This is a genomic window from Streptomyces celluloflavus, from assembly GCA_000720995.1.
GTDB classification, from domain to species: domain Bacteria; phylum Actinomycetota; class Actinomycetes; order Streptomycetales; family Streptomycetaceae; genus Streptomyces; species Streptomyces celluloflavus.
Genome location: JOEL01000015.1, coordinates 90,413 through 116,732, shown reverse-complemented (window position 1 = coordinate 116,732; position 26,320 = coordinate 90,413). Strand labels below are relative to the sequence as shown.

The 26,320-nt window shown below is 71.6% G+C and carries 27 protein-coding genes; 11 read left to right on the top strand and 16 right to left on the bottom strand.

What is annotated here, in order from left to right; genetic code table 11:
• The first annotated feature begins 14 nt into the window (after positions 1 to 14).
• A complete protein-coding gene (locus IH09_RS16560) occupies positions 15 to 701 on the top strand; it encodes a TetR/AcrR family transcriptional regulator (protein WP_052857032.1) in 687 nt (228 codons plus the stop codon).
• 354 nt (positions 702 to 1,055) lie between these two features.
• On the opposite strand, the gene IH09_RS16555 is transcribed toward IH09_RS16560, so the two are convergent.
• From IH09_RS16555 to IH09_RS16545, 3 genes are all read right to left on the bottom strand, one after another.
• Positions 1,056 to 1,268, bottom strand: coding sequence for a DUF397 domain-containing protein (locus IH09_RS16555; protein WP_052857031.1), 213 nt, complete (start codon positions 1,266 to 1,268; stop codon positions 1,056 to 1,058).
• 136 nt (positions 1,269 to 1,404) lie between these two features.
• Positions 1,405 to 1,620, bottom strand: coding sequence for a DUF397 domain-containing protein (locus tag IH09_RS16550; RefSeq protein WP_052857030.1), 216 nt, complete (start codon positions 1,618 to 1,620; stop codon positions 1,405 to 1,407).
• Positions 1,617 to 2,489, bottom strand: a complete 873-nt coding sequence (locus IH09_RS16545) for a helix-turn-helix domain-containing protein (protein ID WP_052857029.1) — start codon at positions 2,487 to 2,489, stop codon at positions 1,617 to 1,619. Before IH09_RS16545 ends, IH09_RS16550 begins: the two co-directional genes overlap by 4 nt.
• A 554-nt stretch (positions 2,490 to 3,043) precedes the next feature.
• Between IH09_RS16545 and IH09_RS16535 the strand changes: the two genes are divergently transcribed.
• The 6 genes from IH09_RS16535 to IH09_RS16510 all read left to right on the top strand — a co-directional run bounded on the left by IH09_RS16535 (position 3,044) and on the right by IH09_RS16510 (position 7,647).
• Positions 3,044 to 3,352, top strand: coding sequence for a hypothetical protein (locus IH09_RS16535; RefSeq protein WP_052857027.1), 309 nt, complete (start codon positions 3,044 to 3,046; stop codon positions 3,350 to 3,352).
• A gap of 14 nt (positions 3,353 to 3,366) precedes the next feature.
• On the top strand, positions 3,367 to 3,849 hold the full coding sequence (locus tag IH09_RS37315) for an ATP-binding protein (RefSeq protein WP_110952352.1): 483 nt from the start codon (positions 3,367 to 3,369) through the stop codon (positions 3,847 to 3,849).
• A gap of 354 nt (positions 3,850 to 4,203) precedes the next feature.
• Entirely contained in the window at positions 4,204 to 4,494 is a 291-nt protein-coding gene (locus IH09_RS16525) for a WXG100 family type VII secretion target (RefSeq protein ID WP_094794233.1), read from the top strand.
• A gap of 98 nt (positions 4,495 to 4,592) precedes the next feature.
• Entirely contained in the window at positions 4,593 to 5,843 is a 1,251-nt protein-coding gene (locus IH09_RS16520; RefSeq protein WP_240150815.1) for a WXG100 family type VII secretion target, read from the top strand.
• A 19-nt stretch (positions 5,844 to 5,862) separates the two neighbouring features.
• Complete coding sequence (locus IH09_RS16515; protein ID WP_052857024.1) at positions 5,863 to 7,002, top strand: hypothetical protein; 1,140 nt, start codon at positions 5,863 to 5,865, stop codon at positions 7,000 to 7,002.
• Between the two features lie 15 nt (positions 7,003 to 7,017).
• Entirely contained in the window at positions 7,018 to 7,647 is a 630-nt protein-coding gene (locus IH09_RS16510) for a hypothetical protein (RefSeq protein WP_190233318.1), read from the top strand.
• Between the two features lie 23 nt (positions 7,648 to 7,670).
• Here the strand turns inward: IH09_RS16510 and IH09_RS16505 are convergent, their stop codons facing one another.
• Together IH09_RS16505 and IH09_RS16500 are read right to left on the bottom strand one after the other, a co-directional pair.
• Positions 7,671 to 8,066, bottom strand: a complete 396-nt coding sequence (locus IH09_RS16505) for a VOC family protein (RefSeq protein ID WP_052857136.1) — start codon at positions 8,064 to 8,066, stop codon at positions 7,671 to 7,673.
• A gap of 55 nt (positions 8,067 to 8,121) precedes the next feature.
• Positions 8,122 to 8,976 carry a trans-aconitate 2-methyltransferase gene (locus IH09_RS16500; protein WP_052857022.1) on the bottom strand — a complete coding sequence of 285 codons (855 nt, stop codon included), beginning with the start codon at positions 8,974 to 8,976 and terminating at the stop codon, positions 8,122 to 8,124.
• Positions 8,977 to 9,137: 161 nt separating this feature from the next.
• Here IH09_RS16500 and IH09_RS16495 point away from each other — a divergent pair, with 161 nt between their 5' ends.
• Both IH09_RS16495 and IH09_RS16490 read left to right on the top strand, forming a co-directional pair.
• The gene (locus IH09_RS16495) at positions 9,138 to 9,635 is read left to right on the top strand and encodes a MarR family winged helix-turn-helix transcriptional regulator (protein ID WP_052857021.1); all 498 of its coding nucleotides are present in this window, start codon (positions 9,138 to 9,140) and stop codon (positions 9,633 to 9,635) included.
• A gap of 360 nt (positions 9,636 to 9,995) precedes the next feature.
• A complete protein-coding gene (locus IH09_RS16490; protein ID WP_052857020.1) occupies positions 9,996 to 10,793 on the top strand; it encodes an SDR family NAD(P)-dependent oxidoreductase in 798 nt (265 codons plus the stop codon).
• 242 nt (positions 10,794 to 11,035) lie between these two features.
• On the opposite strand, the gene IH09_RS16485 is transcribed toward IH09_RS16490, so the two are convergent.
• The 4 genes from IH09_RS16485 to galT all read right to left on the bottom strand — a co-directional run bounded on the left by IH09_RS16485 (position 11,036) and on the right by galT (position 15,685).
• Complete coding sequence (locus IH09_RS16485; protein ID WP_052857019.1) at positions 11,036 to 11,809, bottom strand: LuxR C-terminal-related transcriptional regulator; 774 nt, start codon at positions 11,807 to 11,809, stop codon at positions 11,036 to 11,038.
• Between the two features lie 545 nt (positions 11,810 to 12,354).
• Positions 12,355 to 13,557, bottom strand: a complete 1,203-nt coding sequence (galK, locus tag IH09_RS16480; RefSeq protein ID WP_052857018.1) for a galactokinase — start codon at positions 13,555 to 13,557, stop codon at positions 12,355 to 12,357.
• Complete coding sequence (galE, locus tag IH09_RS16475) at positions 13,554 to 14,615, bottom strand: UDP-glucose 4-epimerase GalE (RefSeq protein ID WP_052857017.1); 1,062 nt, start codon at positions 14,613 to 14,615, stop codon at positions 13,554 to 13,556. Before galE ends, galK begins: the two co-directional genes overlap by 4 nt.
• Complete coding sequence (gene galT, locus IH09_RS16470) at positions 14,612 to 15,685, bottom strand: galactose-1-phosphate uridylyltransferase (protein ID WP_052857016.1); 1,074 nt, start codon at positions 15,683 to 15,685, stop codon at positions 14,612 to 14,614. The genes galE and galT overlap by 4 nt, the downstream gene beginning before the upstream one ends.
• Before the next feature lie 262 nt (positions 15,686 to 15,947).
• Here galT and IH09_RS16465 point away from each other — a divergent pair, with 262 nt between their 5' ends.
• Entirely contained in the window at positions 15,948 to 17,639 is a 1,692-nt protein-coding gene (locus IH09_RS16465; protein ID WP_052857015.1) for a sodium:solute symporter family protein, read from the top strand.
• An 18-nt stretch (positions 17,640 to 17,657) separates the two neighbouring features.
• A complete protein-coding gene (locus tag IH09_RS16460) occupies positions 17,658 to 17,981 on the top strand; it encodes a hypothetical protein (protein WP_052857014.1) in 324 nt (107 codons plus the stop codon).
• 28 nt (positions 17,982 to 18,009) lie between these two features.
• Here the strand turns inward: IH09_RS16460 and IH09_RS16455 are convergent, their stop codons facing one another.
• The 7 genes from IH09_RS16455 to IH09_RS16425 all read right to left on the bottom strand — a co-directional run bounded on the left by IH09_RS16455 (position 18,010) and on the right by IH09_RS16425 (position 26,169).
• A complete protein-coding gene (locus IH09_RS16455) occupies positions 18,010 to 18,714 on the bottom strand; it encodes a response regulator transcription factor (protein ID WP_052857013.1) in 705 nt (234 codons plus the stop codon).
• Positions 18,715 to 18,945: 231 nt separating this feature from the next.
• Positions 18,946 to 20,745 (bottom strand): ABC-F family ATP-binding cassette domain-containing protein, encoded by a 1,800-nt coding sequence (locus IH09_RS16450; protein ID WP_052857012.1) that lies wholly within the window; start codon positions 20,743 to 20,745, stop codon positions 18,946 to 18,948.
• A 157-nt stretch (positions 20,746 to 20,902) separates the two neighbouring features.
• Positions 20,903 to 21,802 carry a 4-(cytidine 5'-diphospho)-2-C-methyl-D-erythritol kinase gene (locus IH09_RS16445; RefSeq protein WP_052857011.1) on the bottom strand — a complete coding sequence of 300 codons (900 nt, stop codon included), beginning with the start codon at positions 21,800 to 21,802 and terminating at the stop codon, positions 20,903 to 20,905.
• Positions 21,799 to 22,716, bottom strand: coding sequence for a 16S rRNA (adenine(1518)-N(6)/adenine(1519)-N(6))-dimethyltransferase RsmA (gene rsmA, locus IH09_RS16440; RefSeq protein ID WP_052857135.1), 918 nt, complete (start codon positions 22,714 to 22,716; stop codon positions 21,799 to 21,801). Before rsmA ends, IH09_RS16445 begins: the two co-directional genes overlap by 4 nt.
• A gap of 73 nt (positions 22,717 to 22,789) precedes the next feature.
• Positions 22,790 to 24,376: a ubiquitin-like domain-containing protein gene (locus tag IH09_RS16435; RefSeq protein WP_110952351.1), complete on the bottom strand. Its 1,587-nt coding sequence runs from the start codon at positions 24,374 to 24,376 to the stop codon at positions 22,790 to 22,792.
• A gap of 356 nt (positions 24,377 to 24,732) precedes the next feature.
• Positions 24,733 to 25,689 (bottom strand): TatD family hydrolase, encoded by a 957-nt coding sequence (locus IH09_RS16430; RefSeq protein WP_110952350.1) that lies wholly within the window; start codon positions 25,687 to 25,689, stop codon positions 24,733 to 24,735.
• A gap of 33 nt (positions 25,690 to 25,722) precedes the next feature.
• Positions 25,723 to 26,169 carry a hypothetical protein gene (locus IH09_RS16425; RefSeq protein ID WP_190233316.1) on the bottom strand — a complete coding sequence of 149 codons (447 nt, stop codon included), beginning with the start codon at positions 26,167 to 26,169 and terminating at the stop codon, positions 25,723 to 25,725.
• Between the last annotated feature and the right edge of the window lie 151 nt (positions 26,170 to 26,320).

Here is a 26,320-nt window from a genome sequence, read left to right as displayed (position 1 = left end):
GGCATGATTGACGAGTGGCGATCGACGGCAGCAGCGCGAGCAAGAGCAAGGACAAACCCTCTTCCGGCGCGGGCGCCAGACGGACCCGCCGGGTCCGGATGACGGGTGCCGAGCGCCGTGAGCAGCTGCTCGACATCGGTCGCACCCTCTTCGCCGAGCGCGGTTTCGAGGCCACGTCGGTGGAGGAGATCGCGGCGAAGGCCGGGGTGTCCAAGCCGGTGGTCTACGAGCACTTCGGCGGCAAGGAGGGCCTGTACGCGGTGGTGGTGGACCGCGAGATGCGGCAGCTGCTGGACATGGTGACCGGCGCGCTGACCGCCGGCCACCCGCGCGAACTGCTCGAACAGGCCGCGTTCGCGCTGCTCGACTACATCGAGACCTACACCGACGGTTTCCGCATCCTGGTCCGCGACTCCCCCGTGGCCCAGTCGACCGGCACCTTCGCCTCCCTGATCAGCGATATCGCCACCCAGGTCGAGGACATCCTCGGCCTGGAATTCAAGGCCCGCGGCTTCGACCCGAAACTGGCCCCCCTCTACGCCCAGGCACTCGTCGGCATGGTCGCCCTGACCGGCCAGTGGTGGCTGAACGTCCGCAAACCGAAAAAGGCCGAGGTCGCCGCCCACCTGGTGAACCTGGCCTGGCACGGCCTGGACGGCCTGGAACCGAAACCACGGCTGATCGGGCATCGGCGGGCTTGATCGGGGGGTGGGGGCGGCGAGTCGGGGGGCTGGCCGGTGCGTCGGGGCTGATTCGCGTGTCGGGGGTTGGTCGCTATCGGCGAGCTCGGGGCGGCGGTGCTACGGGGCGGCTGCTGGCACGGCGGTACGCGTCGGCGGGGCGGCGGGCCTGGTCGCGGATCGGCGGGCTCAGGCGGCGGATCGGCGGGTGCGGTGCTACGGGGGCGGCGGGCACGGTGGTACGTGTGGGCGGGGTGGTCCCGTCGCTGTTCCGCTCGGCTGCCCTTTACCGTTTCGCCGTTTCACCGATTCGCCGTGCGCGGACCGGGCCGACGCCCGCCCGTACGCGCCGTCGCCTCCCGCGGGAGGCGACGGTCAGCGCCCGACTCTCCGTACCCCCTCGACGAACGCCGCGAACGCCGCCGCCGGGAAAGCCAGCACCGGACCTCGCGGATTCTTGGAGTCACGGACGGCAATCAGGCCACGGAGGTTTGCGACCTCTACGCACTCGTTTTCGGACGCGCTGTAACTGCTCTTGAACCACACCGGATCCGGCAGTTCGATCCCGGACAGCACGCGACCAGTCATGGGGACAGCTCCTGTCGTACCGTGGCCAGCATCCTCAACGACGCTGACGTGTCGACCGCTTGCGAACGAAGATATTCGAAGGAGATACGGGCCACGACGGCCATCACGCGCCGTCGCCTCACACGGGACGCGACGGTCAGCGCCCGAGGCCCCGTACCCCCTCGACGAACGCCGCGAACGCTGCCGCCGGAAAGGCCAGCACCGGACCTCGCGGATTCTTGGAGTCACGGACGGCAACCAGACCACGGAGGTCTGCGACCTCTACGCACTCGTTGCCTTCGCCTCCGCTGTAGCTGCTCTTGAACCACACCAGGTCCGGCAGTTCGATCCCGGACAGCACGCGATCAATCATGGGGACAGCTCCTGTCGTGCCGTGGCCAGCATCTTCAACGACGCTGACGTGTCGACCGCTTGCGAACGAAGGTAGTCGAAGGTCAACTTATAGTCACCCACGTCTTCGGCGTCATCGAGATACAGGCCACGGCGTCGCATCTCGATATAGACCACGGCCATGGAGTTGAGCGGGTTCCGTTCATCGTTCCTGCCCAGGATGACGAAGTGACCGGCGCCAGCGGCATGGGCTCCCGCGCTGAACGGCAGGATCTGAATATCGATCGTAGGACTCTGGGCCAGTTCGTGAAGATGCTCCAGCTGCTGGGTCATCACCGCCGCGTTGCCGACCGTCCTGCGAAGCACCGCTTCGTCCAGCACCACCCACAGGTGCAGTGGAGGCTTCCGCTTGAGGATGCTCTGCCGCTGGATCCGGGCATCCACCATCCGTTCGATCGCGCCGTTCGGGCTGCGAACCTCGCGCGCTTGGTGGACGGAAAGGGCATAGTCCCGCGTCTGTAGCAGGCCGGGAATGGCGGTGTTGGCGTAGAGGTGCTCGTACTCGGCTTCATGCTCGAAGGAAACCAGCGGGTCTATCCATTCCGGTACCGCGCTGTTGCCGACCCACCAGCCGTCGGCCTGGGACTTCGCTACCCGCACCAGAGCGTCACGCTCACTTACAGACGCGTCACATGCATCGGCGATCGCCTTCACTGTGGCCCACCGGATCCGGGCCCGGTCCTGCCACGTCTCGTAGCGGCTCACCGTTGCCTTGCTGACACCGGCGCGCTCGGCGACCTGCAACTGGGTCAACCCGCACCGCTCGCGGAGCGAAATGAGACCACGGGCGATCTGCATGCGCCCCGCAGGTCCCGTGAGTGTCGCGGTCATCCCCGCTCCTTCCTGTTCACGCCACCGTTCACCGGCACGCTCGCCGACGTCCCAACACGGGGAGCGTACGCAGCGGTTGACCGAAAGCGTCGCTCCTGCGCCATCTGTCACCCACATCAGTGAAGTTCACTCACGGATAGGCCATTCATTGGAGTCCAATGAAATGCTTCCCATGAGGCACCGACATCCGCCTCACCAAAGGGAGTTGAGGACATGCCCCATCCCGTCATCCGAGTGATCGGCCACCTGCTGCGCCCCCTCTGCACGCCACGCGGCCGACACCGCGCCGGAAGCCCGGCTCTCCCGGTCCCCCCGCGCCACCCGGTTACCCCCGCCTCCACGCGCCCGCCGCAGCCGGGGCCGTACGCCACCGACACCCCCATCGACGGCCGAGCCACCGCCATGGTCCGTCCCTACCTGCTCACCCACGAGCAGCATCAACGTCACCGGCACCGGACGTTCGGGGCGACGTGGCGCGACAGGGATATGGGCACGGGCATCTGCGCGGGCACGGGCGCTGCGCCGGGCCACTGCCACGGAATGGCGGCGGCACGGTGAACCGCGAGGGCCCTTCGGTACGGCTGCTGCCCTGGACCAACGCGGACGGCCGGCCCTGCTATCTCTCCTCTGACGGAACAGGCCCCGTGTCCCGGCTTGCCGACCGGGTCGAGGCCGTACAGCTCGGCCTCGCGGCCAGGCTGCTCGGCCACGCCCGGGACGCGCTCGCCGCACCCGGGCTGCCCCCGACCCCGGAACTCGGCTTTCTGGCCGCCAAGTTGGCGGACGCCCTCCACGACACGCTGCTCATCGCCGAAAGCCGGGGCACACGCCTCGCCCCGGCGGACGACGACGCGAACCGCTGAGGGGGCGTTCACGTATGCCGACACTCGTTAAGGCAGTCCACGACGCGCTGGAGCACAGTCCCGCCGCCCCGCACGCATGGGGCCTGCTTTCCCTGCCCGGCGACGCCCTCGCCTCCGCGGGCGCCGCCCGCCGTTTCGTACGGGCCATGGCCCGATCGTGCGGACTTCCTACGGATATGGCGGAGCCGTTGGAAATGATCACCGGAGAACTCGCCGCCAACGCTCTGGAGCACAGCGAAAGCCGCTCCGTCACCGTCGTCTTCTTCCGCACAGCCCGTACCGCGACCGTCAGCGTGACCGATGAGGGCCACGGCTGCGCGTCCGTACCGGACCTGCCGGGAGCCGAGCAGGAGAACGGGCGCGGACTGCTGATCATCGACACACTGGCCGGCCGGTGGGGGCAGCGGAAGACGGACGGCGGATTCACCGTCTGGGCCGAGATCGCCGTACGCAGCGCCCCGGGACCGGCCGGACAGCCCACCGGACCGGCCAAATAGAAACGCGCCACGGCGGGCCGCCTCGAAGCTCGTGCGGCAGAGGCCGACGGGGTCCGCGGGGTCCGGCGGTGCGGGGCGGCGGAACAGCGCGGGACCGCACCCTTCGTCGCATCATGCCTTCTCGCGCCTTCGCGTACCTACCTTCCGCGCGACGCTGCATCGATATCCAGAAATTGCCGAGATCTCGACAATATTGACCATTCTCCGGAATATCCCCCTCTGCCGCAGTTGCCCGCCAAACATTTCAGGCCAGATACCGCATCGCATTTTACTCTTGGCATACGAGTTATTTGCGATACGGTGCATGCTCCGGGTAACGTACCCAAAAAAGGCGTTCGCTTGGGGGACCGGGGCGTGTCGACAGATTTCAAGATCGATGTGCAGCGCGTACAGGGAATGCTGCACAAACTCGCGAATGCCGACGAGCGCATGCGGGACGCCACCGGGCGACTGAAAAAAGTGGGCCCGAAGGCACTGGGTACCGAAGGTCTCGACGATGCATGCGAAGAGTTCCAGTCGCAGTGGGGTGATGGCATCAAGCGTATCGCCGGTGCCGCCAAAGAAATCCACGAAAAGCTCAAGATGACGTTGGACGCCTATCAGGCCGGCGAGGAAGAGAACGCCAAGATGCTCGGCAAGAAGTAAGCGGCGCAAAATCGAGCGGCGGGAAAGAAGCCCGGAGAAGGAAGCGCCGCACCGAGAAAGCTTTTCGCACGAGGGGGAATCGCATGTCCTGGCGGAGCATGTTCATCGAGGATGACTCGGCATGGCCCGGCGTCGGCTTCAATCCGGCCAAGGGGGATCTGCATGCCATCCAGGCACTCGCCTCCGATGTGAAGTCCGTCGGCGACGAACTGGATGAGCTCGATCACCTGCTCAAATCGGTCGGCAAGAGCGATGGCGCTTGGGAGGGCGAGGCGGCACAGAACTTCGCGAAGAAGCTCGGCGAGCTGCCCAAGTATCTCCGGCAGGACACCGAGTCCATGCACGACTGCGCCAAGGCGTTGAGCGGCTGGCACACCCATTTACAGGGGTTCCAGGATAAAGCCGGGAAGATCGAGGCGGAGGCCGCGACGGCCCGCAAGCAGGCCGAGGCCGACGAAGGCGCTTACAAGGATCTCTACCGCGGGTACCAGCCGTACTTCGGACAGTCGATGGACGCGGCGGACGCCAAGAGGATCAACGACGAGTTGGGCGCGGCCTCGGACAAGGCCAAGAATTCCAAGGAAAAACTCGAAGATCTCATCCGCGAGGCCGAACGCATCCGGTCCCAGTGGAAGGACCGCGCCGGCGAGGCCGAACGCGCGATCCTCAAGGCGTCGGAGAATCACCCACCGGATCTGCATTGGTGGAACCGGGCCATCGACGGGCTGAAGAGCGCGTGGCGCGGTTTCAAGGACTGGCTCGTCGAGCATGCGGATTTGTTGTCGACGATTTCCGCGGGCCTCGCGGCGGCGGCGCTGGCGTGCCAGGTCTTTCCCATCGGCGGGCAGGTCGTCGGCGCCCTTCTCGGCGGCGCTTCGGCAGTGTGCGCGGCCGGTGCCATGGCGGGGCACTGGATGGGCAATGCGCGGGGCAACGGTACGCCCGGTTGGAAGATCGGCCTTGACGCGCTGGGGGTTCTCCCCGGCGTCGGAGGAGTGATCAAGGTAGCCACCTCGGGCTTCAAGGGCGCCACCGTCCTGGCGAAAGCCGGCGGGTCGGTCAAGGCGCTCGGCAAGGTGGGAGAAATCGCCAGTGAGACCCCCGGAGCGATCCGTGAGGGACTGGGCAATCCGCTCAGCATGAAAATTCTCAACAGTGGTCTGAAAAAGGCGTTCGGCGAAGGCGCGGTACTTTCCGACAAGGCCAAGGCAGCCACGCAGTTCGCCATGAAGTCGGGCTCCGCGCTCAATGGTGCCTTCCATGAGGTCAAGGACCGCATCGGTGGCGACGACACCAAACTGGTCCGCGCCCCGTCCGGCCAGAAATTCCACGCGGCCCTGGCTGCCTGATAGACACAGGGAGCGAAGGGTGACGTTCGGAGTATCCGGAGACGACGGGACGACCGCTGTGCCGGCACCGCACCGGCAACCGTCCGCATTGCATATCGGCTGGATCATGCCGCCATTCGTCCGGGAGCTTCCGGTGGGTGCTCCCGACGCGGATTCCGCAGCCGGAGACCTGCACACGCTGGCCACGGAATTCCTGCCGAACCACTCGACAGAAGACCAGTACCTCTTCGCGCTCGGGCTCGGGGCACAGCTGGAACCCATGGCTGAGGCTGACGTGATCTACGCCGGTCTCTGCTTCCTCGAAACGGAGGGCCGCCCCAGCGCCTCAACCATCATCGTCAGCCAGGTCCGGCACGAGAGCGACGACGATGAGGAGTTGCTGACTTCGGCACGCGAGGCGCTGGAGCGCAGATACCCCGACGACGACTACCAGCGGGTGGAGCTGCCGTGCGGACCCTCCCTCACCCGGGTCGGCGCCGCCGGCTTCACCATCGCTGCGGAGTTTTCCCCCACGGGACAGGACCTTCCGTTCCCCCTGTCGCAGATCCGTGTGTACATCCCGCTGCCCGGGACGAACGAAATGCTGATCTTCGGACTCGATTCGCCGTCCCAAGAAGCATGGGACCTGCACTCCGAACTCTTCGCCGAAGTCCTCAAAACGGTTGACTGGGGTACCGATCAGGAAATTGAGGATTACCGGGCCATGAGTCAGCGCACCCCCGTGGCAGCGGTCGAGCCGGACGAGGAGGTCAGGCGGGAGGTGCACTGGCACTCCAGCCGTCTGCTGGAAGCCGTCGCATTACGCGGCCACACGACCGGCGGCCAGGAAATCAACTCGGTGACCTGTACGCCATGTTGGGGAAAGGGTCTGCGGTCCCCTTGTTCGGCCCGGCACAGTTGGCGCGTCACGGGAGTGGCGGCCGATGACCTCCCGGCCTCCTTGTCCAGGATCGCCTCGGTCGTCTCCGCCCACGGGTGGCGCGCGGAGATGACAGGCGGCGGTGACGGGCTTCGCGCATGGGCCACGGAAACCGCCGAACAGCGGTCGGCGGGCTATTCGTTCGCCGCCTCCGTCGACAGCGCGGCGGGCGTTTTCTCGGCCGAGGTGACGTCCCCGTGCGTCCGCACCTCCGCCGCCAGTGATTCCGTGTTCGGCTGATCAAGGAGCTGAGGAGTGCGGCCCGAATTGCAGGAAAGAGTCTTCACGGTATTGCCCGGGAACGAGCAGTTCCTGGGCGGGGTCGACGTCTATCGCGCCATGTCCTCCGGCAAGGAGGACGATGCCGACATGCCGCTCACCAGGCGGCCGGAGGTATTGGGCGGACACAGCATGCCGGGCGACAAACTGGGCGGATTGCTGTCCGCCTTCTTCAGCGCGGCGAGCTATAACGAGCCCAGGGCGGACAAGGTCAATGCCACCGGCGACCCGGCGGTACGGGGGCAGCGGCAGAAGAAGAACGGCCTGTTCTTCGGGGAGTGGGAGAGTCTCGCGGGCCAGTGGCTGGCCGCCGGTCAGCCACGTTCCCGGTGTGGCGTGATCACTGTGCTGGCCCTCACCAGCAGCCACCTGCGGTTCGTATACGTACAGCGCCGCCGCGGCGGGTCACGGCTCGGTGACGCGGTGGAACCGGGCGCGGCTTTCCACCGCTCCCTGCTCTCCTGGACCCGGCGGACCCACAACAGGTCCGACAGTTTCCAGTTCGGGTTCACCGATGCCTCATGGGGGACGCTGACGATCCCCAGCAGCAAGGAATTCCTCCAGCTTTTCCCCGGAACCCTCACCCACAAGGACCCGATCCCGTAACCCACCCGCAATAGGCCCCCGCCTCATCCCTCCCCCGTCAGGAATTCCAGCCGGTTCCCCACCGGGTCGACCGAGAAGAAGCGGCGGTGTCCCGGCAGGTTGTCGTCCCAGGTGACGGGGGCGCCTCCGGCTGCGAGGGCGGCGGCGAAGGTGTCGATTTCATCCCCCATAGCCTCAACGGCATGGGAGGTGCCCCCAACGCGGATGCCGGGGTGGGACTTCTTCGAGGGGTGGTGGTCGGGGTCGATGCCGAGGTGGATGCGGGCCGTACCGGCCTCGAACCAGCAGCCGCCGCGGGCGGCGAGTGCCGGGGGCTTGGGGCGCTCCGTCATGCCGAGGAGGTCCACGTAGTAGGCCCGCAGGGCGTCCTCCGTGCCGGGGGGCGCGGCGAGCTGGATGTGGTCGAGGCCGGTGATCACGGCGGTCACCTCTTTCGGGGGCAGAAAGGCAGGGGCGGGCGGCGGGACCGGGGGGCTAGTCGGGCCGGGGACCGCCTGCCGCCGGCCCGTCGGGCAGGGGCTTGCGGGCGATCGCGAAGATGCGGCGGAAGGGGAAGACCGTGCCGTGCCGGCCGGTGGGATATGCCTTGCGCAGCAGGTCGCGGTATTCGGCGAGGAATTCGTCACGGGTCGCCAGGTCGTCCTCAAGGGCGGTGAGGACGGGGCGCAGGGCGGTCCCCTTGACCCAGTCCAGGACCGGGTCGTCGCCCTGGAGCAGCTGGACGTACGTGGTCTCCCAGACGTCGGTGACACACCCGAGGTCGGAGAGGCGCTCCAGATAGTCGGCCGGTTCGAGGATGTGGATAAAGCGGCGCCCGTGGTCGTTGAGGCGTTCGCGCCACTGCGGGGCGTCACACAGTTCGCCGAGCAGGGCGTGGCTGGGCGAGGTGAAGTTGCCGGGGACCTGGAAGGCGAAGGTGCCGCCGGGCGTGAGGGCCTCGATCCAGCGGGCGAAGGAGTCGGGGTGGTTGGGCACCCACTGGAGAGCCGCGTTGGAGACGATCAGGTCGTACCGCTCGCCCGGGTCCCAGTCGGCGGCGTCGGCCGGGGCGAAGTCGAGGTAGCCGCCGCCCGGGGTGGGCCCGGCATGGATCTCGGCCTCCTTGAGCATCTCCGCGGAGTTGTCGAGGCCGGTGATGTGCGCGTCGGGCCAGCGGACGGCCAGCTCGGCGGTGACGTTTCCCGGACCGCAGCCGAGGTCGGCGATACGTGCGGGGGTCCCCTGGCGCGGCAGCTCCGGTATCCGGGCGAGCAGATCGTGGAAGGGCCGGGTGCGGTGCCCGGAATGACGGAGGTACTGCTGCGGATCCCAGGTAGGTGCGTCGTGCATATTCGAAACCCCTCTGCTGGTACAGGGCTGACACCGGACGTCCACAGGGCTGGTTCGCGCCAACCCGAGTGGTGCTTCCCGCCGACGATGCCCAATAGTCCAGCCAAATATATCTTGATGTCAAGAGACTTCATATCGACAGACCCTCTACACTGATCGTCATGGAGGACGAGGTCGACCGACTGGTCGCAGCATGGCGCCGAGAGCGCCCGGACCTCGACGTGGAACCACTTGAGGTCCTCAGCCGGGTCTCCAGGCTGGCCAGGCACCTCGACCGGGCCCGCCGCCTCGCCTTCTCCGAGGTGGGTCTCGAACCCTGGGAGTTCGATGTGCTCACCGCGCTGCGCCGCGCCGGAGCGCCGTATCAGCTCTCCCCCGGTGCGCTGCTGACCCAGACCCTGGTCACCTCCGGGACGATGACCAACCGCATCGACAGGCTCGCCAAGAAGGACCTGGTCGAACGGCTGCCCGACCCCAGCGACCGGCGCGGTGTGCTGGTACGGCTGACCGCCGAGGGCCGCGACAAGGCCGATGAATCGCTGGCCGCGCTGCTGACACAGGAACGCGCCATCCTCGCCGAACTCTCCCGCCAGCAGCGCGGCGAACTGGCCGGCCTGCTGCGCCGGTTGACCGGCCCGTTCGACAACACCCCCAGCTGACGGCAGCGCACCCGGCCGAGCGGTGACCTCCCCGGCCGACGGCAGCGCACCCGGCCGAGCGGCGAGATCCCGGGCCGACGGCAACGTTGCGGACCGGCGGCCACACTTCCGGCTGACGGCCCGGATCCCTGGCTGACGTCCGCCCTTTCGACGCTTCATTCCGGACGGTACGGCGGAGCGCCGGCGGACGGCGGGACGGGCGGGCGAGTGGACGGGCGGACCGCCCGCATCGGTGCGCCGTCCCCCTGCGCCTCCTGGGCCGGGGTTCGCCCGCCCGCCCCGCCTCGCGCCCGTCCGCACGCCCGGCGCACCGGAGGACGTCCTCTTGCCCGCGGCCTCCCGGTGGGCTTGGATCGCGCCATGAGCCCGCAGTACGAACCGCGTCCGACGCCCGGCGGCCCCTACGGCAGGCGGTTTCCCGGCCGTACGGTCCTGGTGACCGGCGCCGCCGCCGGAATCGGCGCGGCCACCGCCGACCGGCTGGCGGCCGAAGGTGCCGGGGTCCTGCTGCTGGACATCGACGACGCGCGCGGCGAGCACACCGCGCGGCGCATCCGGGCGGCCGGCGGCCGGGCCTCGTACGAGCACTGCGATGTGGCGCGGGAGGACGACTGGCAGCGCGCCGTCGAGGCCGCGCGGCAGCGCTACGGACCGGTCGACGCGCTGGTCAGCAACGCCTACCTGCCGGGCGCCGCGGCCGTCGACCGGACGCCGCTCGCCGACTGGGAGCGGCAGCTCGCGGTCAATCTCACCGGGTCCTTCCTCGGCGTGCGCGCCGCTCTGGAGGACCTGCGCACCCGGCACGGCGCGGTGGTGCTGACCTCGTCCGTGCACGCCCTGATCGGACTGCCGGGGCGCCCCGCGTACGCCGCGTCCAAGGCCGGACTGACCGGACTTGCCCGGCAGTTGGCGGTCGAGTACGGGCCGGAGGTGCGGGTCAACAGCGTGCTGCCGGGGCCGGTCCTGACGGCCGCCTGGGACGGTATCGGCGACGCGGAGCGGCAGGCCAGCGCCGCCCAGACCGCGGCGCGGCGGCTGGGGCGGCCCGAGGAGGTCGCCGCGGCCATCGCGTTCCTGCTGTCCCCCGAGGCGTCCTTCGTGACCGGTGCGAGCCTGGTCGTGGACGGCGGCTGGAGCGTGTTCAAGAACTCGTCCTGACCCGGCGGCGGGAGCGGCGTGCCGACGGCATGCGCATGCCGGTAACACGGATACCGGTGACACGGATGCCGGTGACACGGATGCCGGTGAGATGCGTACCGGTGACCTGCCGTGGTGCGTCCCGCGCGGCGCGCCGCCCGCTCGCGGGAGCGCCGTTCCGACCGGCCCCGGCAGCCGGACCGGGCCGGACGAACAGCCGGGAACCGGACGCGTGTCGGCGCGCGGCCGGGCCCCCGCGTCCGTCAGGGCACCGAGAGCGAGGCAGTGACCGCCGCCAGGTCGGCCGGGCCCACACCGGCCCGGCGGGCCAGCGCCACCGCCGCGAGGGTGGAGTGCACGCCGAGCTTGCCGAGCACGTTCTGCATATGCGTACGGACGGTGTGCGGGGAGAGGAACAGCCGCTCGGCGACCGCCTTGCGGCCCAGCCCCGCCACCATGCAGCGCAGCACCTCCAGTTCGCGCGGCGTCAGCGACTCCACCAGCCGTTCGCTCTCCGTACGGTGCTTGCGGGCCGCGGTCAGCTCGCGCAGGACGCCGGTGAGCAGGGCGGGCGGCAGATGCGTCTCGTCGCGCAGCACGCCGCGGATGACGGCGAGCAGCCGGGAGAGCGAGCAGTCCTTGGCGACCCAGCCCGAGGCACCGGCCTGGAGGGCGGCGGCCGCGCGGCGCGGGTCGTCGCGCTCGGCGAGGACGACGGTGCGCAGATACGGATGGCTGGTGCGGACGCCGGAGACCAGCGCGATGCCGTCCACGGGGCCGCGCGGGGTGCCGTCGCGGGCCGGCAACGCCTGTGGGGGCACCGTCGTCAGCGGCTGCGCGAGGGTGCCGAGGTCGGCGTCGGCGAGCAGCACGTCGAAGCGGCGGCCGTCGGCGGCGGCCCGCTCCAGACTGCGCAGGGCCATGGGGCCGCTGCCCACGGCCGCCACGTCCACGTCCTGTTCCGCCGCCAGCGCGGCGGCCAGGGATTCGGCGAAGATGCGGTGGCCGTCGACCACCAGAACCCGGATGCGTTGCACACAGACCCCCTGTCTCGGGGAACGGACCCTAGCGGGCGCGACGCCAGGATTGAACATCGCCTCGGGGGTCCGGCCGCCGCCGCGCCGCGGAGCGGCCCGCGCGGTCGTCGCGCCCGTCCCCTCGCCCGCCCTGCGGCGCGGAGCGGCCCGGCTCACCCGTGATCGCGGCGGCCCCCATCGGCGCTGGTCTCAGCCTACGGACGGGGTGCGGCGGGGGAAGGCGAATGGCGAAACTGTTCCGCACGGATGGGGCCGGCGGGGCCCATGGCCTCTTGTGGTGCGGGATCCGGGGGTTTTCGTCTCGATCCGTTCGCCGGGGGCCATATGTCGTCGGTCCGTTGGGCCGCCGGTCCGGATGCCGTCGGTCCGGATGGCCGCTGTCTCCATGCCCCTGCCGCGATACGGGCGGTCCACATGCCGGCCAGCTGCTTGCCGTCGGCCCGCATGTCCTCGTCCGCGCCGCCACGTCCACCGGGCCACGTCCACCGGGCCGACGGTCCCCCTGCCGTCGGCCCGTCGGTCCGCCCGCCCGCCGGTCCGCGCGCTCACGCCAGGCGGTGGGCGCCCGCGCTCGGTACGGCCGGGAAGATCCGCGGTGCGGTGTGGCCGGCCGCCGCGAACGCGTCGGTGACCGCCGCGCCGACGGCCGCCGCGGCCGCCGCCTCGACCAGGACGATGGCCGAGCCGCCGAAGCCGCCGCCGGTCATCCGGGCGCCCAGCGCGCCCGCCGCGCGGGCGGTGTCGACGGCGAGGTCCAGTTCGGCGCAGGAGACCGTGAAGTCGTCGCGGAGCGAGGCGTGACCCGCGGTCAGCAGCGGGCCGATGGCGCGGGTGTCGCCCGCGTCCAGGCGCGCGATGACCTCTTCGACGCGGTGGTTCTCGGTGACGACGTGCCGCACCAGCGCCTGGACGGCCGGTTCGCCGGCGAGGGCGTCCAGGGTCTCGGGCAGCCGCGCGTACGGCACTTCGCGCAGGGTGTGCACGCCGAGCGCCCGCGCACCGCGCTCACAGCCGGCGCGCCGCTGCGCATACGCGCCGTCGGCCAGGGCGTGCCGTACGCGGGTGTCCACGACCAGCAGCCGCAGTCCGTCCGCCGCCAGGTCGAACGGGACCTGCCGCCGGGTGAGGTCGCGGGTGTCCAGGAGGAGGGCGTGGCCCGCGGTGCAGCAGGCGGCGGCGGTCTGGTCCATGATTCCGCAGGGCACGCCGACGAACGCGTTCTCGGCGCGCTGGGCGAGCGTGGCCAGCCGCTGCCGGTCGAGGCCCAGTCCGTACAGGTCGTTGAGGGCGAGCGCGGTGACGACCTCCAGGGCGGCGGAGGAGGACAGTCCGGCGCCGGTGGGCACCGTGCTGTCGTAGTGCAGGTCCGCGCCGCCGACCGGCAGTCCGGCCGCCCGCATCGCCCAGACGATGCCCGCCGGGTAGGCGGCCCAGCCGCCCGCGCCCGGGGGCCGCAGATCGTCGGCGCGCAGTTCGACGGGGCCGCCGTCGGCGTCGCTGGAGTGCAGCCGCAGCACCCCGTCGGTGCGGGCCGTGGCGGCGGCGACGATGGTGTGCGGGAGGGCCAGCGGCAGCACGAATCCGCCGTTGTAGTCGGTGTGTTCACCGATCAGGTTGACCCGGCCGGGCGCCGCCCAGAGACCGGTGGGGGCGGCGCCGTACACCGCCCGGAAGGCCGCCGCGGTCCGCCGGGCGCCGTGTTCGTGCGCGGGGGCCGGGGTGGGGACGGCGGCGCTGTGCAGGCTCATGCGCGCTCCCGGGTCCGTTCGAGGTACTGGGTGAACTGCCAGGCGTCGGCGACGATACCGGCGAGGTCGGCGCGGCGGGGCCGCCAGCCGAGCCGGTCGGCGGCCGTCTGCGCGGCGGCCACCAGGACGGCCGGGTCGCCGCCGCGGCGCGGGGCGAGGATCTCGGGAACGGGGTGCCCGGTGACCTTGCGGACGGTGTCGATGACCTCGCGTACGGAGAAGCCGTTGCCGTTGCCGAGGTTGCAGATGAGGTGTTCGCCGGGACGTACACGGCGGTGCGCGGCGTCTCCTGCCGGGGCGGTGGCGGGGGACGGGAGGGCCGCGTCGAGGGCGAGGAGGTGGGCCTCGGCGAGGTCGGCGACATGGAGGTAGTCGCGGACGCAGGTGCCGTCGGGGGTGGGGTAGTCGTCGCCGTAGACCTGTATCGCCGCGCGCTTGCCCTGGGCGACCTGGAGGAGGAGCGGGATGAGGTGCGATTCGGGGTCGTGGCGCTCGCCGTAACCGCCGTAGGCGCCCGCGACGTTGAAGTAGCGCAGCGAGACGGCGGCCAGGCCGTGGGCGGCGGCCGCGCCGCCGATCAGATGGTCGACGGCGAGTTTGCTCGCGCCGTACGGGCTGGTCGGCGCGGTGGCGGCCGACTCGGTGAGGGGGGCGCCGGCGGAGTCGCCGCCGCGGGCGGTGGGGTCGCCGTAGGTGGCGGCGGTGGAGGAGAAGACCAGGGTGCGGATATCGGCCGCGCGCATCGCGGCGAGCAGGTCCATGGTGCCGCCGACGTTGTTGCGCCAGTACTTCTCGGGGTCCGCGACGGACTCGCCGACCTGGGAGAAGGCGGCGAAGTGCAGCACCGCGTCGTAACCGGGGCCGATGTGGCGGGCGGCGTCCTGGATGCGGCCCTCGATGAAGCGGGCGCCGTCGGGAACGCCCGCGCGGTGGCCGGTGGACAGGTCGTCCAGCACGGTCACGTCGTGGCCCGCTTCCAGCAGGTGCGCGGTGACCACGCTGCCGATATACCCCGCCCCGCCGGTCACCAGGTAGTTCCGGATTGCTCGCTCGCTCACTCGCTCGCTACCTCTCGCAGTCGCTCGGCCGCGGCCTCCGGCGGCACGTCGTTGATGAACACGTTCATGCCGGATTCGGAACCCGCGAGAAATTTCAGCTTGCCGGGACTCCTGCGGATGGTGAAAAGCTCAAGGTGGAGCGCGAACTCGGCGCGGTCCGCGGCGTGTACGGGCGCCTGGTGCCAGGCGGCGATGTACGGCGTGCGGGCGGCGCCGGCCGTGCCCTTCCCCCGGCCGTTCCCCTCGTCGAAGATCCGGTCGAAGCGCCGCAAGAGTTCCAGGTAGAGCTGTGGGAATTCTGTGCGTGCGGCGTCGTCCAGGGCGGTCAGGTCGGGCACCCGGCGCCGGGGGTAGAGGTGCACCTCGTACGGCCAGTGGGCGGCGTAGGGGACGAAGGCGGTCCAGTGCTCGCCCGACAGCACGATGCGGCGGCCGTCGGCCCGTTCCTCGGCGAGGACGTCGTCGAAGAGGTTGCGGCCGCCGGTGGCGGCGCGGTGCGCGGCGAGCGAGTCGAGCATCCGGGCGGTGCGCGGGGTGGTGAAGGGGTACGCGTAGATCTGGCCGTGCGGATGGCCGAGGGTGACGCCGATCTCGGCGCCGCGGTTCTCGAAGCAGAAGACCTGGGTGACGCCCGGGAGCCGGGACAGTTCCGCGGTGCGGTCGGTCCAGGCCGCCAGGACCAGGGCGGCCTGGTCCTCGGTGAGGTCGGCGAAGGACGCGTCGTGGTCGGGGGTGAAGCAGACCACCTCGCAGCGGCCGCTGTCGCCGGCGAGGGAGGGGAAGCGGTTCTCGAAGACGGCCACGTCGTAGTCGGCGGCGGGGATCTCGGAGAGCCGGCCGTCGCGGGAGGGGCAGAGCGGGCAGGCGTCGGCCGGCGGATGGTAGGTGCGGGCCTGGCGGTGCGAGGCGATCGCGACCCGGTCGCCGAGCAGCCGGTCGTGGCGGATCTCGGCGGCGGTGGCCACGGGTTCGAGCGGGCGGCGGTCGGCGGCGTCGCGGACCGCGTCGTCGCGTGCGTCGTAGTAGATGAGCTCCCGGCCGTCCGCGAGCCGGGTCGTCGTCTTCTTCACGGGAGCTCCTCAGCACTCCGACCAAACACAAACAAACACAATGAAGCACAAGCAAACAGCGGCGTCAACGCCCGGCACCCCAGCGGACATTGCACAACAAAGCGGACGCATGACGGACGATTCAGCAAACAAAATCAACAAAACTGTTCAGTTTCGGGTGCCCCAGGCGTAGCTTTTTGTTCGTTCCGATTGCGCGATGCGGCGTCCTCCGGAAGGCGCCGCGGCCACCGGCCCCGCTGCGTCCCCCCGAAACGAGTGCCCCATGATCACCCTGGCCGAAGGGCTACGGCTCCCCACCAACTGGCTCGACTACACCATCCTGGCCCTCTACTTCGCCGTCGTCCTCGGCATCGGCCTCGCGGCCAGACGGAGCGTCCGTACGAGCCTGGACTTCTTCCTCTCCGGCCGGGCGCTGCCCGCCTGGGTCACCGGACTGGCCTTCGTCGCCGCCAACCTCGGCGCCACCGAGATCCTCGGCATGGCCGCCAACGGCGCGCAGTACGGGGCGTACACCGTCCACTGGTACTGGATCGGCGCGATCCCGGCAATGGTCTTCCTCGGCCTGGTGATGATGCCGTTCTACTACGGCTCCAAGGTCCGCTCCGTACCGGAGTTCCTGCTGCACCGCTTCGGACCGTCCTCGCACCTGCTGTCCTCGGTCATCTTCGCGGTCTCCTCGGTGCTGATCGCGGGCGTCAACCTGTACGCGATGGCCATCGTGCTGCAGGCGCTGCTCGGCTGGCCCCAGTGGGTGGCGATCGTGGTCGCCGGCTTCTTCGTCCTGGCGTACATCACCATCGGCGGCCTCACCTCGGCGATCTACAACGAGGTGCTCCAGTTCTTCGTCATTCTGGCCGCGCTGATCCCGCTGACCATCGTCGGCCTCAAGCGCGTCGGCGGCTGGGGCGGTCTGACCGACTCGCTCACCGCCGCGCACGGTGACGCGTTCCTGAGCGCCTGGAAGGGCACCGGCATCGGCGAGGCCAATCCGCTCGGCGCGAACTGGCTGACCATCGTCCTCGGCCTCGGCTTCGTGATGAGCTTCGGCTACTGGACGACGAACTTCGCCGAGGTGCAGCGCGCGCTGTCCGCGAAGAACCTCTCCGCCGCCCGGCGCACCCCGCTGATCGCCGCGTTCCCCAAGATATTCATCCCGCTGGTGGTGGTCGTCCCCGGCCTGATCGCGGTGGTCATGGAGCCGGCCCTCGGCAAGGGCGACCCCGCGAAGGGCGGCCTCCAGTACAACGACGCGATCCCGGTGCTGATGCGCGATCTGCTGCCCAACGGCGTGCTCGGCATCGCCGTCACCGGTCTGCTCGCCGCGTTCATGGCCGGAATGGCGGCGAACGTGTCGTCCTTCAACACCGTCTTCACCAACGACATCTGGGGCGCGTACCTCAAGAAGGGCCGCTCCGACGGCTATTACCTCACCACCGGGCGCGTGGTCACCGCGATCGGCGTGCTGATCGGCATGGGCACCGCCTTCATCGCCTCATCCTTCAGCAACATCATGAACTACCTCCAGACGCTGTTCTCCTTCTTCAACGTCCCGCTGTTCGTGGTCTTCATCATCGGCATGTTCTGGAAGCGGACCAGCGCCGCGGCCGGCTTCTGGGGACTGCTCTCCGGCACGGTCGCCGCGATGGTGAACTACTTCTGGCTCTACAAGCAGGGCATCATCGCCATCCCCTCCGAGCAGGGCGCCAACTTCGTCTCCTCGATCGTCGCGTTCGTCGTCGGCGCCCTGGTGATGGTGGCGGTCACCCTGGTCACCGAGCCCCGGCCGGCCGCGTCCCTGGCGGGCCTGGTCTACGGCACCGCCGCCCCCGGCGGGCCGGACGGCGCCGCGGAGCTGCAGGCCGCCGGCGACGACGCCTGGTACCGCAAACCGGCCGTGCTCGGCTGGGGCGCCGTCGCCCTCGCCGCCCTGTGCTACATCCCCTTCTCCTTCTGAGCCCGCCAGGAGCGCACCATGAGCGACCACGACCACCAGCACCGGACCGGTGAACCGGCACCCGAGTCCGCGACCGCCGCCCGGCTCTTCGACGTCCGGCGCATCATCGGCGGCCTCTTCGTCGTCTACGGGGTGATCGTCACCCTCGCCGGGTTCACCGCCTCGGACGCGGACCTGGCGAAGGCCCAGGGCATCAACATCAACCTCTGGACGGGCCTGGGCATGCTCGCGCTCGGGCTGTTCTTCCTCGTCTGGCTGAAGCTGCGCCCTGCGGTCCCCCCGACGGCGGCGGAGCTCGACGAGGCTGCCCCGACGGGCACTTCGGACGGCTCCGCGCACTGACCGGCGCGCCCGCCGTCCCGCGCGGACGCTACGGCGGCGGGCCCGCCCCGTCCGCTTCCGCCGCCCCGCCGAGCGCCGCCCGCTCCAGCAGCCCGGTGCGCGCGGCCAGCGCGGCGGCCTCCAGCCGGGAGCCCACCTCCAGCTTCATCAGCACCCGCTGGACGTGCGTACGCGCGGTGCTCGGCGCGATGGCCATACCGGCCGCGATGAGCCGGGTGTCCTCACCGTCCGCGACCCGCATCAGCACCTCGACCTCGCGCGGGGTGAGCAGCTGAAGCAGCCGCGCGCCCTCGTCGTCCGGCTGGGGCACGGGGTGCAGCAGCTCCTCGAACGCCTGCCGCAGCAGTTGCGGGGCGATGGCCGCCTCACCCGCCCGCGCCTTCATCATGGCGCGTTCCACCCCCTCGATCCGCTCGTCGTTGCGGACATATCCGGAGGCCCCGGCGGCGAAGGCGGCGGCGATCCCGCGCGGGCTGGGGACCGGGCCCAGCACGACGACCGCGACCTGCGGCCGTTCCCGTTTGATCCGTACGACCGGGTCGAAGGTGCCCGGCTCGGCGGGCGCGGCGGTGCCCAGCAGGCACACCTCGGGCGCCCGGCTCACCACCAGGTCAGCAGCCCCGGCGCTCGGCGCGGCGGCGGCCAGTACGCGGTGGCCGCGTAATTTCAGGGCCGAGGCGAGCGCCTCGGCGAGCAGACGGTGATCGTCGACCACCATGAGCCGCACGCCCATGGACCAACCCCTTCTCCCCGGCGGAGCCGCCCCGGTCCCCCGCCGGGCCCGTTGTCCCCGGGAAGCTACACGCTCGCCCGCAGAAGCGCGCCCCCTACCGGGGAGAAGACCACCGGAACGCGGGAATCCCGGCCATTCGGGGCCGGTTGCCGCCCTCCCGGGGCGCCCGCGGGCGGCCCGGGAGGTGCCGCGCGCGGTACGCGCCTCCCCACCGCCCGGCCGTCGGCGGGGCTACGCGTCGTCGGCCAGCTCCAGCCAGCGCATCTCCAACTCGTCCCGCTCATCCGCGAGTTCGCGCAGCTGGGCGTCGAGTCCGGCGACCTTCTCGAAGTCGGTGGCGTGCTCGGCGATCTGCGCGTGCAGCTTCTTCTCCTTGTCGCCGACCTTGTCCAGCTGCCGCTCGATCCGCTGGAGTTCCTTCTGCGCCGCGCGGTTGACGGCGGCGGCCTTCTTGGGCGCCACCGTCTGCTGGGCGGGCACCGGCGCCGCGGCGTCGATGACCTGCTGACGGCGCTCCAGATACTCGTCCAGACCGCGCGGCAGCATCCGTAGCGCGGCGTCGCCCAGCAGCGCGAAGACCCGGTCCGTGGTGCGCTCGACGAAGTACCGGTCGTGGCTGATGACGATCAGCGAACCGGGCCAGCCGTCGAGCAGGTCCTCCAGCTGGGTGAGGGTCTCGATGTCCAGGTCGTTGGTGGGCTCGTCGAGGAAGAGCACATTGGGCTCGTCCATCAGCAGCCGCAGGATCTGCAGCCGGCGCCGCTCACCGCCGGACAGGTCGCCGACCGGCGTCCACTGCTTCTCCTTGCCGAACCCGAACCGCTCGCACAGCTGCCCGGCGGTCATCTCCCGGCCCTTGCCGAGATCGACCCGCTCGCGGATCTGCTGGACGGCCTCCAGCACCCGCAGCGCGGGGTCGAGTTCGGCGACCTCCTGGGAGAGATGGGCCAGTTTGACGGTCTTGCCGACGACGACCCGGCCGGCCACCGGCTGCGCCTCGCCCTGCGTACACGCCGCCTCGGCCAGCGCCCGCAGCAGCGAGGTCTTGCCGGCGCCGTTCACGCCCACCAGGCCGATCCGGTCGCCCGGACCGAGCTGCCAGGTCAGATGCTTGAGCAGTACCTTCGGCCCGGCCTGGACGGTGACGTCGGTGAGCTCGAAGACGGTCTTGCCCAGCCGGGAGCTGGCGAAGTTCATCAGCTCGGCGGTGTCCCGCGGCGGCGGTACGTCCGCGATCAGCTCGTTGGCGGCCTCGATGCGGAACCGCGGCTTGCTCGTCCGGGCCGGGGCGCCGCGCCGCAGCCACGCCAGCTCCTTGCGCATCAGGTTCTGCCGCTTGACCTCCTCGGTGGCCGCGATCCGCTCGCGTTCGGCCCGCGCGAAGACGTAGTCGCTGTAGCCGCCCTCGTACTCGTGCACATCGCCGCGCTGGACGTCCCACATCCGGGTGCAGACCTGGTCCAGGAACCACCGGTCGTGGGTGACGACCACCAGCGCGGAGCGGCGGGCCCGCAGATGCCCGGCCAGCCACGAGATGCCCTCCACGTCGAGGTGGTTGGTGGGCTCGTCCAGCACGATCAGGTCCTGCTCGGCGATCAGCAGCTTGGCCAGTGCGATCCGCCGCCGCTCGCCACCGGACAGCGGGCCGATGACGGTGTCCAGGCCCTGTCCGAAGCCCGGCAGGTCCAGTCCGCCGAACAGTCCGGTCAGCACATCCCTGATCTTGGCGTTGCCCGCCCACTCGTGGTCGGCGAGGTCGCCGATGACCTCGTGCCGGACGGTGGCGGCCGGGTCGAGGGAGTCGTGCTGGGTGAGCACGCCCAGCCGCAGGCCGCCGGAGTGCGTGACGCGGCCGTCGTCCGCGCCCTCCAGCTTGGCGAGGATCCGGATCAGGGTGGTCTTGCCGTCCCCGTTGCGCCCGACGACGCCGATCCGGTCCCCCTCGTTGACGCCGAGCGAGACACCGTCGAGCAGGGCACGGGTCCCGTAGACCTTGCCGACGGCTTCCAGATTCACGAGGTTGGTGGCCATTGCGCTCCTTGCTGCCTGCTGCCCGCGGCTCCGGTCGGCGCACGCTCCTGGGCCTTTCCAGGATCCCATGACGCCGCCGGAGCCCGGCCGCCACCGGGGTACGGGACCCCGGGGCTGCGTACGCCGGTGGCAGCCGGGCCCCGGCCCCGCCGCCGCCCTACCGCAGCGTCGCGCCCGGTGCCGGGGAGGCGGCGACCCGCGTCCGGCGGCAGGTGCCGGAGGCCGGCAGTTCCTTCGCCACCCGCTCCGCCGCCGCGGCGTCCGGCACCAGGAACGCGGTGGTCGGCCCCGATCCGGAGACCAGCGCGGCCAGGGCGCCGGCCGCGGTGCCCGCGTCGAGCGTCGCGGCCAGCTCGGGCCGGAGCGAGAGCGCCGCCGCCTGGAGGTCGTTGCCGAGCGCCGCGGCGAGCCCGGTGGCGTCGCCGGCGGCCAGCGCGGCCAGCAGCGCGGGGTCCGCCTCGGGGGCGGGCACCTCCCGGCCCTGCGTCAGCCGGTCGAACTCGCGGTAGACGGCCGGGGTGGACAGTCCGCCGTCGGCGACCGCGAAGACCCAGTGGAAGGCGCCGCCGACGGGCAGCGGCGTCAGCAGCTCGCCCCGGCCCCGTCCCAGCGCCGCCCCGCCGACCAGGCTGAACGGCACATCGCTGCCCAACTCGGCGCAGATGTCCAGGAGTTCACCGCGGCTCGCACCGGTGGACCACAGTGCGTCGCAGGCCAGCAGGGCGCCCGCGGCGTCCGCGCTGCCGCCCGCCATCCCGCCCGCGACGGGGATGTCCTTGGCGATGTGCAGATGGACGTGGGGCGCGATGCCGTGGCGGGCCGCGAGCAGTTCGGCGGCGCGGGCCGCCAGGTTCGTCCGGTCCAGCGGGATCCGGTCGACGTCGTGGCCCTCGGCGGTGATCCGCAGGGTGTCCGCGGGGGCGGCGGTGACCTCGTCGTAGAGGCCGACGGCGAGGAAGACGTTCGCCAGGTCGTGGAAGCCGTCCGGGCGGGCGGCGCCGACGGCCAGCTGGACGTTGACCTTGGCCGGTACGCGGACGGTGACCGGGGCGCTCATACCGTCTCCCCCGCCTGCCGGATGCCCGGGGCCCCGCCGGGACCCTTGTGCTCGGCGATCCGCGCGAACTCCTCGACGGTCAGCGATTCGCCGCGGGCCTGCGGCGAGACACCCGCCGCGAGCAGCGCGGCCTCCGCCGCGGCGGCGCTGCCGGCCCACCCCGACAGTGCGGCCCGCAGTGTCTTGCGGCGCTGGGCGAAGGCGGCGTCCACCACCGCGAAGACCTCCGCGCGGCTCGCGGTGGTCTGCGGCGGCGCGGCCCGCCGGACCAGCGAGACCAGCCCGGAGTCGACGTTCGGCGCGGGCCAGAAGACGTTGCGGCCGATCGAACCGGCCCGCTTGACCTCGGCGTACCAGTTCGCCTTGACCGACGGCACGCCGTAGACCTTGTTGCCGGGGCGGGCGGCCAGCCGGTCGGCGACCTCGGCCTGGACCATGACCAGGGTGCGGTCGATGGTGGGGAACGTCGCGAGCATGTGCAGCAGCACCGGCACCGCGACGTTGTACGGGAGGTTGGCGACCAGCGCGGTGGGGGCGGCGCCGGGCAGCTCGGTGACCTGCATCGCGTCGCGGTGGACCAGCGCGAAGCGGTCGGCGCGGTCGGGCATCCGGGCCGCGATGGTGGCCGGCAGCGCGGCCGCCAGCACCTCGTCGATCTCGACGGCGGTGACCCGGTCGGCGCACTCCAGCAGCCCCAGGGTCAGCGAGCCGAGGCCGGGGCCGATCTCCACCACGACGTCATCGGGGCGCACGCCCGCGGTCCGCACGATCCGGCGGACGGTGTTGGCGTCGATGACGAAGTTCTGGCCGCGCTGCTTGGTGGGGCGCACGCCCAGCGCGGCGGCCAGCTCGCGGACCTCGGCGGGCCCCAGCAGAGGGCCGGTCTCGTCGGTGGTGCTGCTGCTGTCAGTCATGCCGAAGCCTCGCCGCGCGCCGCCGTGGTCACCCACGGTGCGCGCCTTTCCGTTGTTCGCTCGCTGCGCTCGTTCACCGGTGAAGCTTACGGCCGCACACCGGCCACGGGCTCGCGCCCCGGATGATGTAGAGCTTCTTGGCGCGGAAGGTCTGCTCCGCGGCGGAGGCGTCCTGCGGGCGCCCGCTGCCGCCGAGCCGGTGCCAGGTCCTGATGTCGAACTGGTAGAGGCCGCCGAAGGTGCCCGATACATCCACGGCGTCCACCCGGCCGCCCGCCTCGCACCGCGCGAGCGCGCCCCAGGCCAGGTGGTCGGCGCCCCGGACGGAGGCCGGCAGCGTCTTGGTGCCGATGTGCACGATCTGCTCGCGCGGCTCCCGGACGGTCTCGGCGCCGAGCGACTGCGGCTTCTGCCGGACGCCGTTGACGGTGCGCAGCCGGAAGGTGACGCGCCGCACGCCGGGCCGCCCCTGCTGGACCACCGCCTCGGTGCCGCGGGCCAGCCCGGGGTCGTTGCGCCGGACCGTACGGAACGGGATGAGCTCCTCGCGGACCTCCTTGATGCCGGTGATCCGCAGCACGGAGACGGTCTGGCCCTCGCGCGGGAAGCTGTCCGCCGGCACCGAGGTGGTGTCCTCGTCGCGCAGCGCGAGACCGGCCTGCGCCAGGGCCTCGCGGACGGTGGCGGCGTTGGTGCGGACGCGGTGCTCACGGCCGTCGGCGACGAAGACCACCGTGCGTTCGGTGCGGACGGCCAGTTCCAGACCGTGCCGGCCGATGCGCTGCGAGCGGGAGCTGGAGAGATAGGCGCCCTCGGCGCGGACACCGAGCTGGTGCAGCGCGCCGCCGACGGTGTCGGCGGTGGTCCACACCTGGCGGCGCTGCCCGTCGAGGGTCAGGACGAGCGGCCGGCCGTGCCGGACGGCCACCTCGTCACCGCTGGTCAGGGGGGTCCCGGGGGCGGGCGCGACAAGGTCGTGCCGGCCGATGTCGAGATGCTCGTCGGCCAGCAGGTCATCGACGTCGTCGGCGAAGGTGTGCAGGGTGCGGGGGGTGCCGTCGACGCTGAGCCGGATCGCCTTGTCATGGGCGACGAAGGCGGTGGTGCCCCCGGCGAGGAAGGCGACGACCAGCGCCTGGGGCAGCAGCCGGCGCAGCGATTCGGGGCGCTCCACCAGGCGCCGTCGGCGGCCCGCGGCGCGCCGGGCGGCGGCCCGGCCCCCCGTAGCGCCCGGGGCGCCCGGAGCGGGCGCCGCGCTCGGAGCGGACGGGGCCTTCGGGGCGGACGGGGCCTTCGCGGCCTCGGGGAGGACGGAGGCGTACGGGTTGGCCGAGGGGTACGGGTTGGCCGACGGGTACGGGGCGGCCGGGCGACGCGGGGCGGCCGGGGGGTACGGGCGGTAAGGAGGGGCCGGGGCCTGGGGTGCGGCCTGGGCGTAGGGATTCGCCGGGGGGTACGGGGTGCCCGGGACGTACGGGCCGGGCGGGACGTACGGGCCGGGCGGGACGTACGGGCCGGGCGGGACATAGGGACCGGCGGGGGCGTACGGGGCGTAGGGAGGGGCCGGGGCGGCTGCCGTACCCGTGGCCCCCGGGGCGGCTGCCGTACGCGGCGCCCCCGGGGCGGCTGCCACACCCTGTGCCCCTGGGGCGGCTGGCATCCCCTGCGCCCCTTGGGCCGCTGTCATCCCCTGTGCCCCCGGCGCCCCGGGGGTCTCCGTGGCCGCCGGCTGGCGGGGCAGCAGACCGCGCCGGCCGGCGGCCTGGGGATCGTACGGGGCGTACGGACCGGACGGGGCGTCGTACGGCGGTCGGTAGGGCGGCGGGCCGGCGGCGCCCGGACTCCGGCTGTGACGGCCGCGCGCGGCGCGGTGGCTGCTCTGCGAATGACTCACGACGCTCCACATGCCACAGATGCGGTTGACTGCCGGAATGTAGCGGAGCGGAGGTGACTCTCCAAAGTTGGCCCGCTACGGAACGTCGTCGCCCCGGAGTGCGCCGGGCGCGCGCGGCGGCCTCAGTAGCCGAAGGCGCGCGCCGTGTTCACCGCGACGGCCGCCGCCAGCGCGTCCTCCGTCTCCTCCTTGACCTGGGCCATCGCCCGCAGCGTGACGGGGATGAGGTACGGCGCGTTCGGCCGTCCGCGGTACGGCGCGGGGGTGAGGAACGGGGCGTCGGTCTCGACGAGCACCAGTTCGGACGGGGTGACCGCGAGCGCATCGCGCAGCGGCTGGGCGTTCTTGAAGGTGACGTTGCCCGCGAAGGACAGGTAGTAGCCGGCGGCCGCGCAGGTCTTCGCCATCTCGGCGTCGCCGGAGAAGCAGTGGAAGACGACCCGCTCGGGCGCCCCCTCCTCGCGCAGGATCCGCAGCACGTCCTCGTGTGCCTCCCGGTCGTGGATGACCAGGGTCTTGCCGTGCCGCTTGGCGATCTCGATATGGGCGCGGAAGGACCGCTGCTGGGCGGCCATGCCCTCGGGACCGGTACGGAAGTGGTCCAGGCCCGTCTCGCCGACGCCGCGGACGTGCGCCAGGGCGGCCAGCGCGTCGATACCGTCCAGCGCGGCGTCCAGGGCGGCGTCGCCACCGGGCCGGCGGGCGCCCTGCCGGGACCAGCCGTCGGGGTCGCCGAGGACGATCCGGGGCGCTTCGTTGGGGTGCAGCGCGACCGTGGCGTGCACGGCGTCGTGCGCGGCGGCGGTGTCCGCGGCCCACTGCGATCCGGCCAGGTCACAGCCGACCTGCACCACCGTGGTGACGCCGACCGAGGCGGCCTTGGCGAGCGCTTCGGCCACCGTGCCGTCCTGCATGTCCAGGTGGGTGTGCGAGTCCGCGACCGGGACCCGAAGCGGTTCGGGCAGCGGCGGCGGCGCGTCCTTGGCGGCCTTGGTGGTGCTGGCGGTGCTGGCGGTGCTGGCAGTGGTGGCGGCCTTGGCCGCCGGGCCGGCTGCGGGTTGGGGGGCTTGCTGTGCCATGGCCGCGATCCTACGAGGACCGCGGCCGACGCCTCAGCCGCGGTGGTGGAAGGGGTGCAGCAGGTCGGAGAGGTGCCAGTGGTGGCGTTCGCCCTCCGCGGCGGTGCTGCCGGCGGCGGTGTCGCCCGCGGCGGCGGAGCCGCGCCGGCCGCCGTTCTTGGTGCCGTGCTGGCGCTGGTGCATGCTGGCGATCGCGTTCGAGACCATCGAGACCTGACCGGCGCGCATGATGCGTACGACGTTGCCGCCGCAGTTCAGGCAGGTGGGCCGGGTGAGCGGGGACGGCACGCGCTCGCCGTCCGCGTAGTAGACGACGTGCGTCTGACCGCCGGCGTCCACCTGGTGCTGTATCTCGTACGCCTGCTCCCAGCCGTGGCCGCACCGCATGCACGCGAAGGCGTACGCCTCGCGGGCGGCGGGCTCGGACCGGGGGGTGGGCCGGGCCGCACCCGTGGCAGGGGTCTGTGCGATCTCGCTCATTGCCGCTCCTCTTGTCCGCTGGACAAGGTCTTGGGGACGAGCGTCCCGCCTCCCAGTGGACGCCTTTCCCGACCGCGGCGCAGCTGAGCTTCTACCTATTGGCCCAGATTTGGCAGGTTGTAGGAAAAGCGCCCCGCTACCCGGCCCCGCG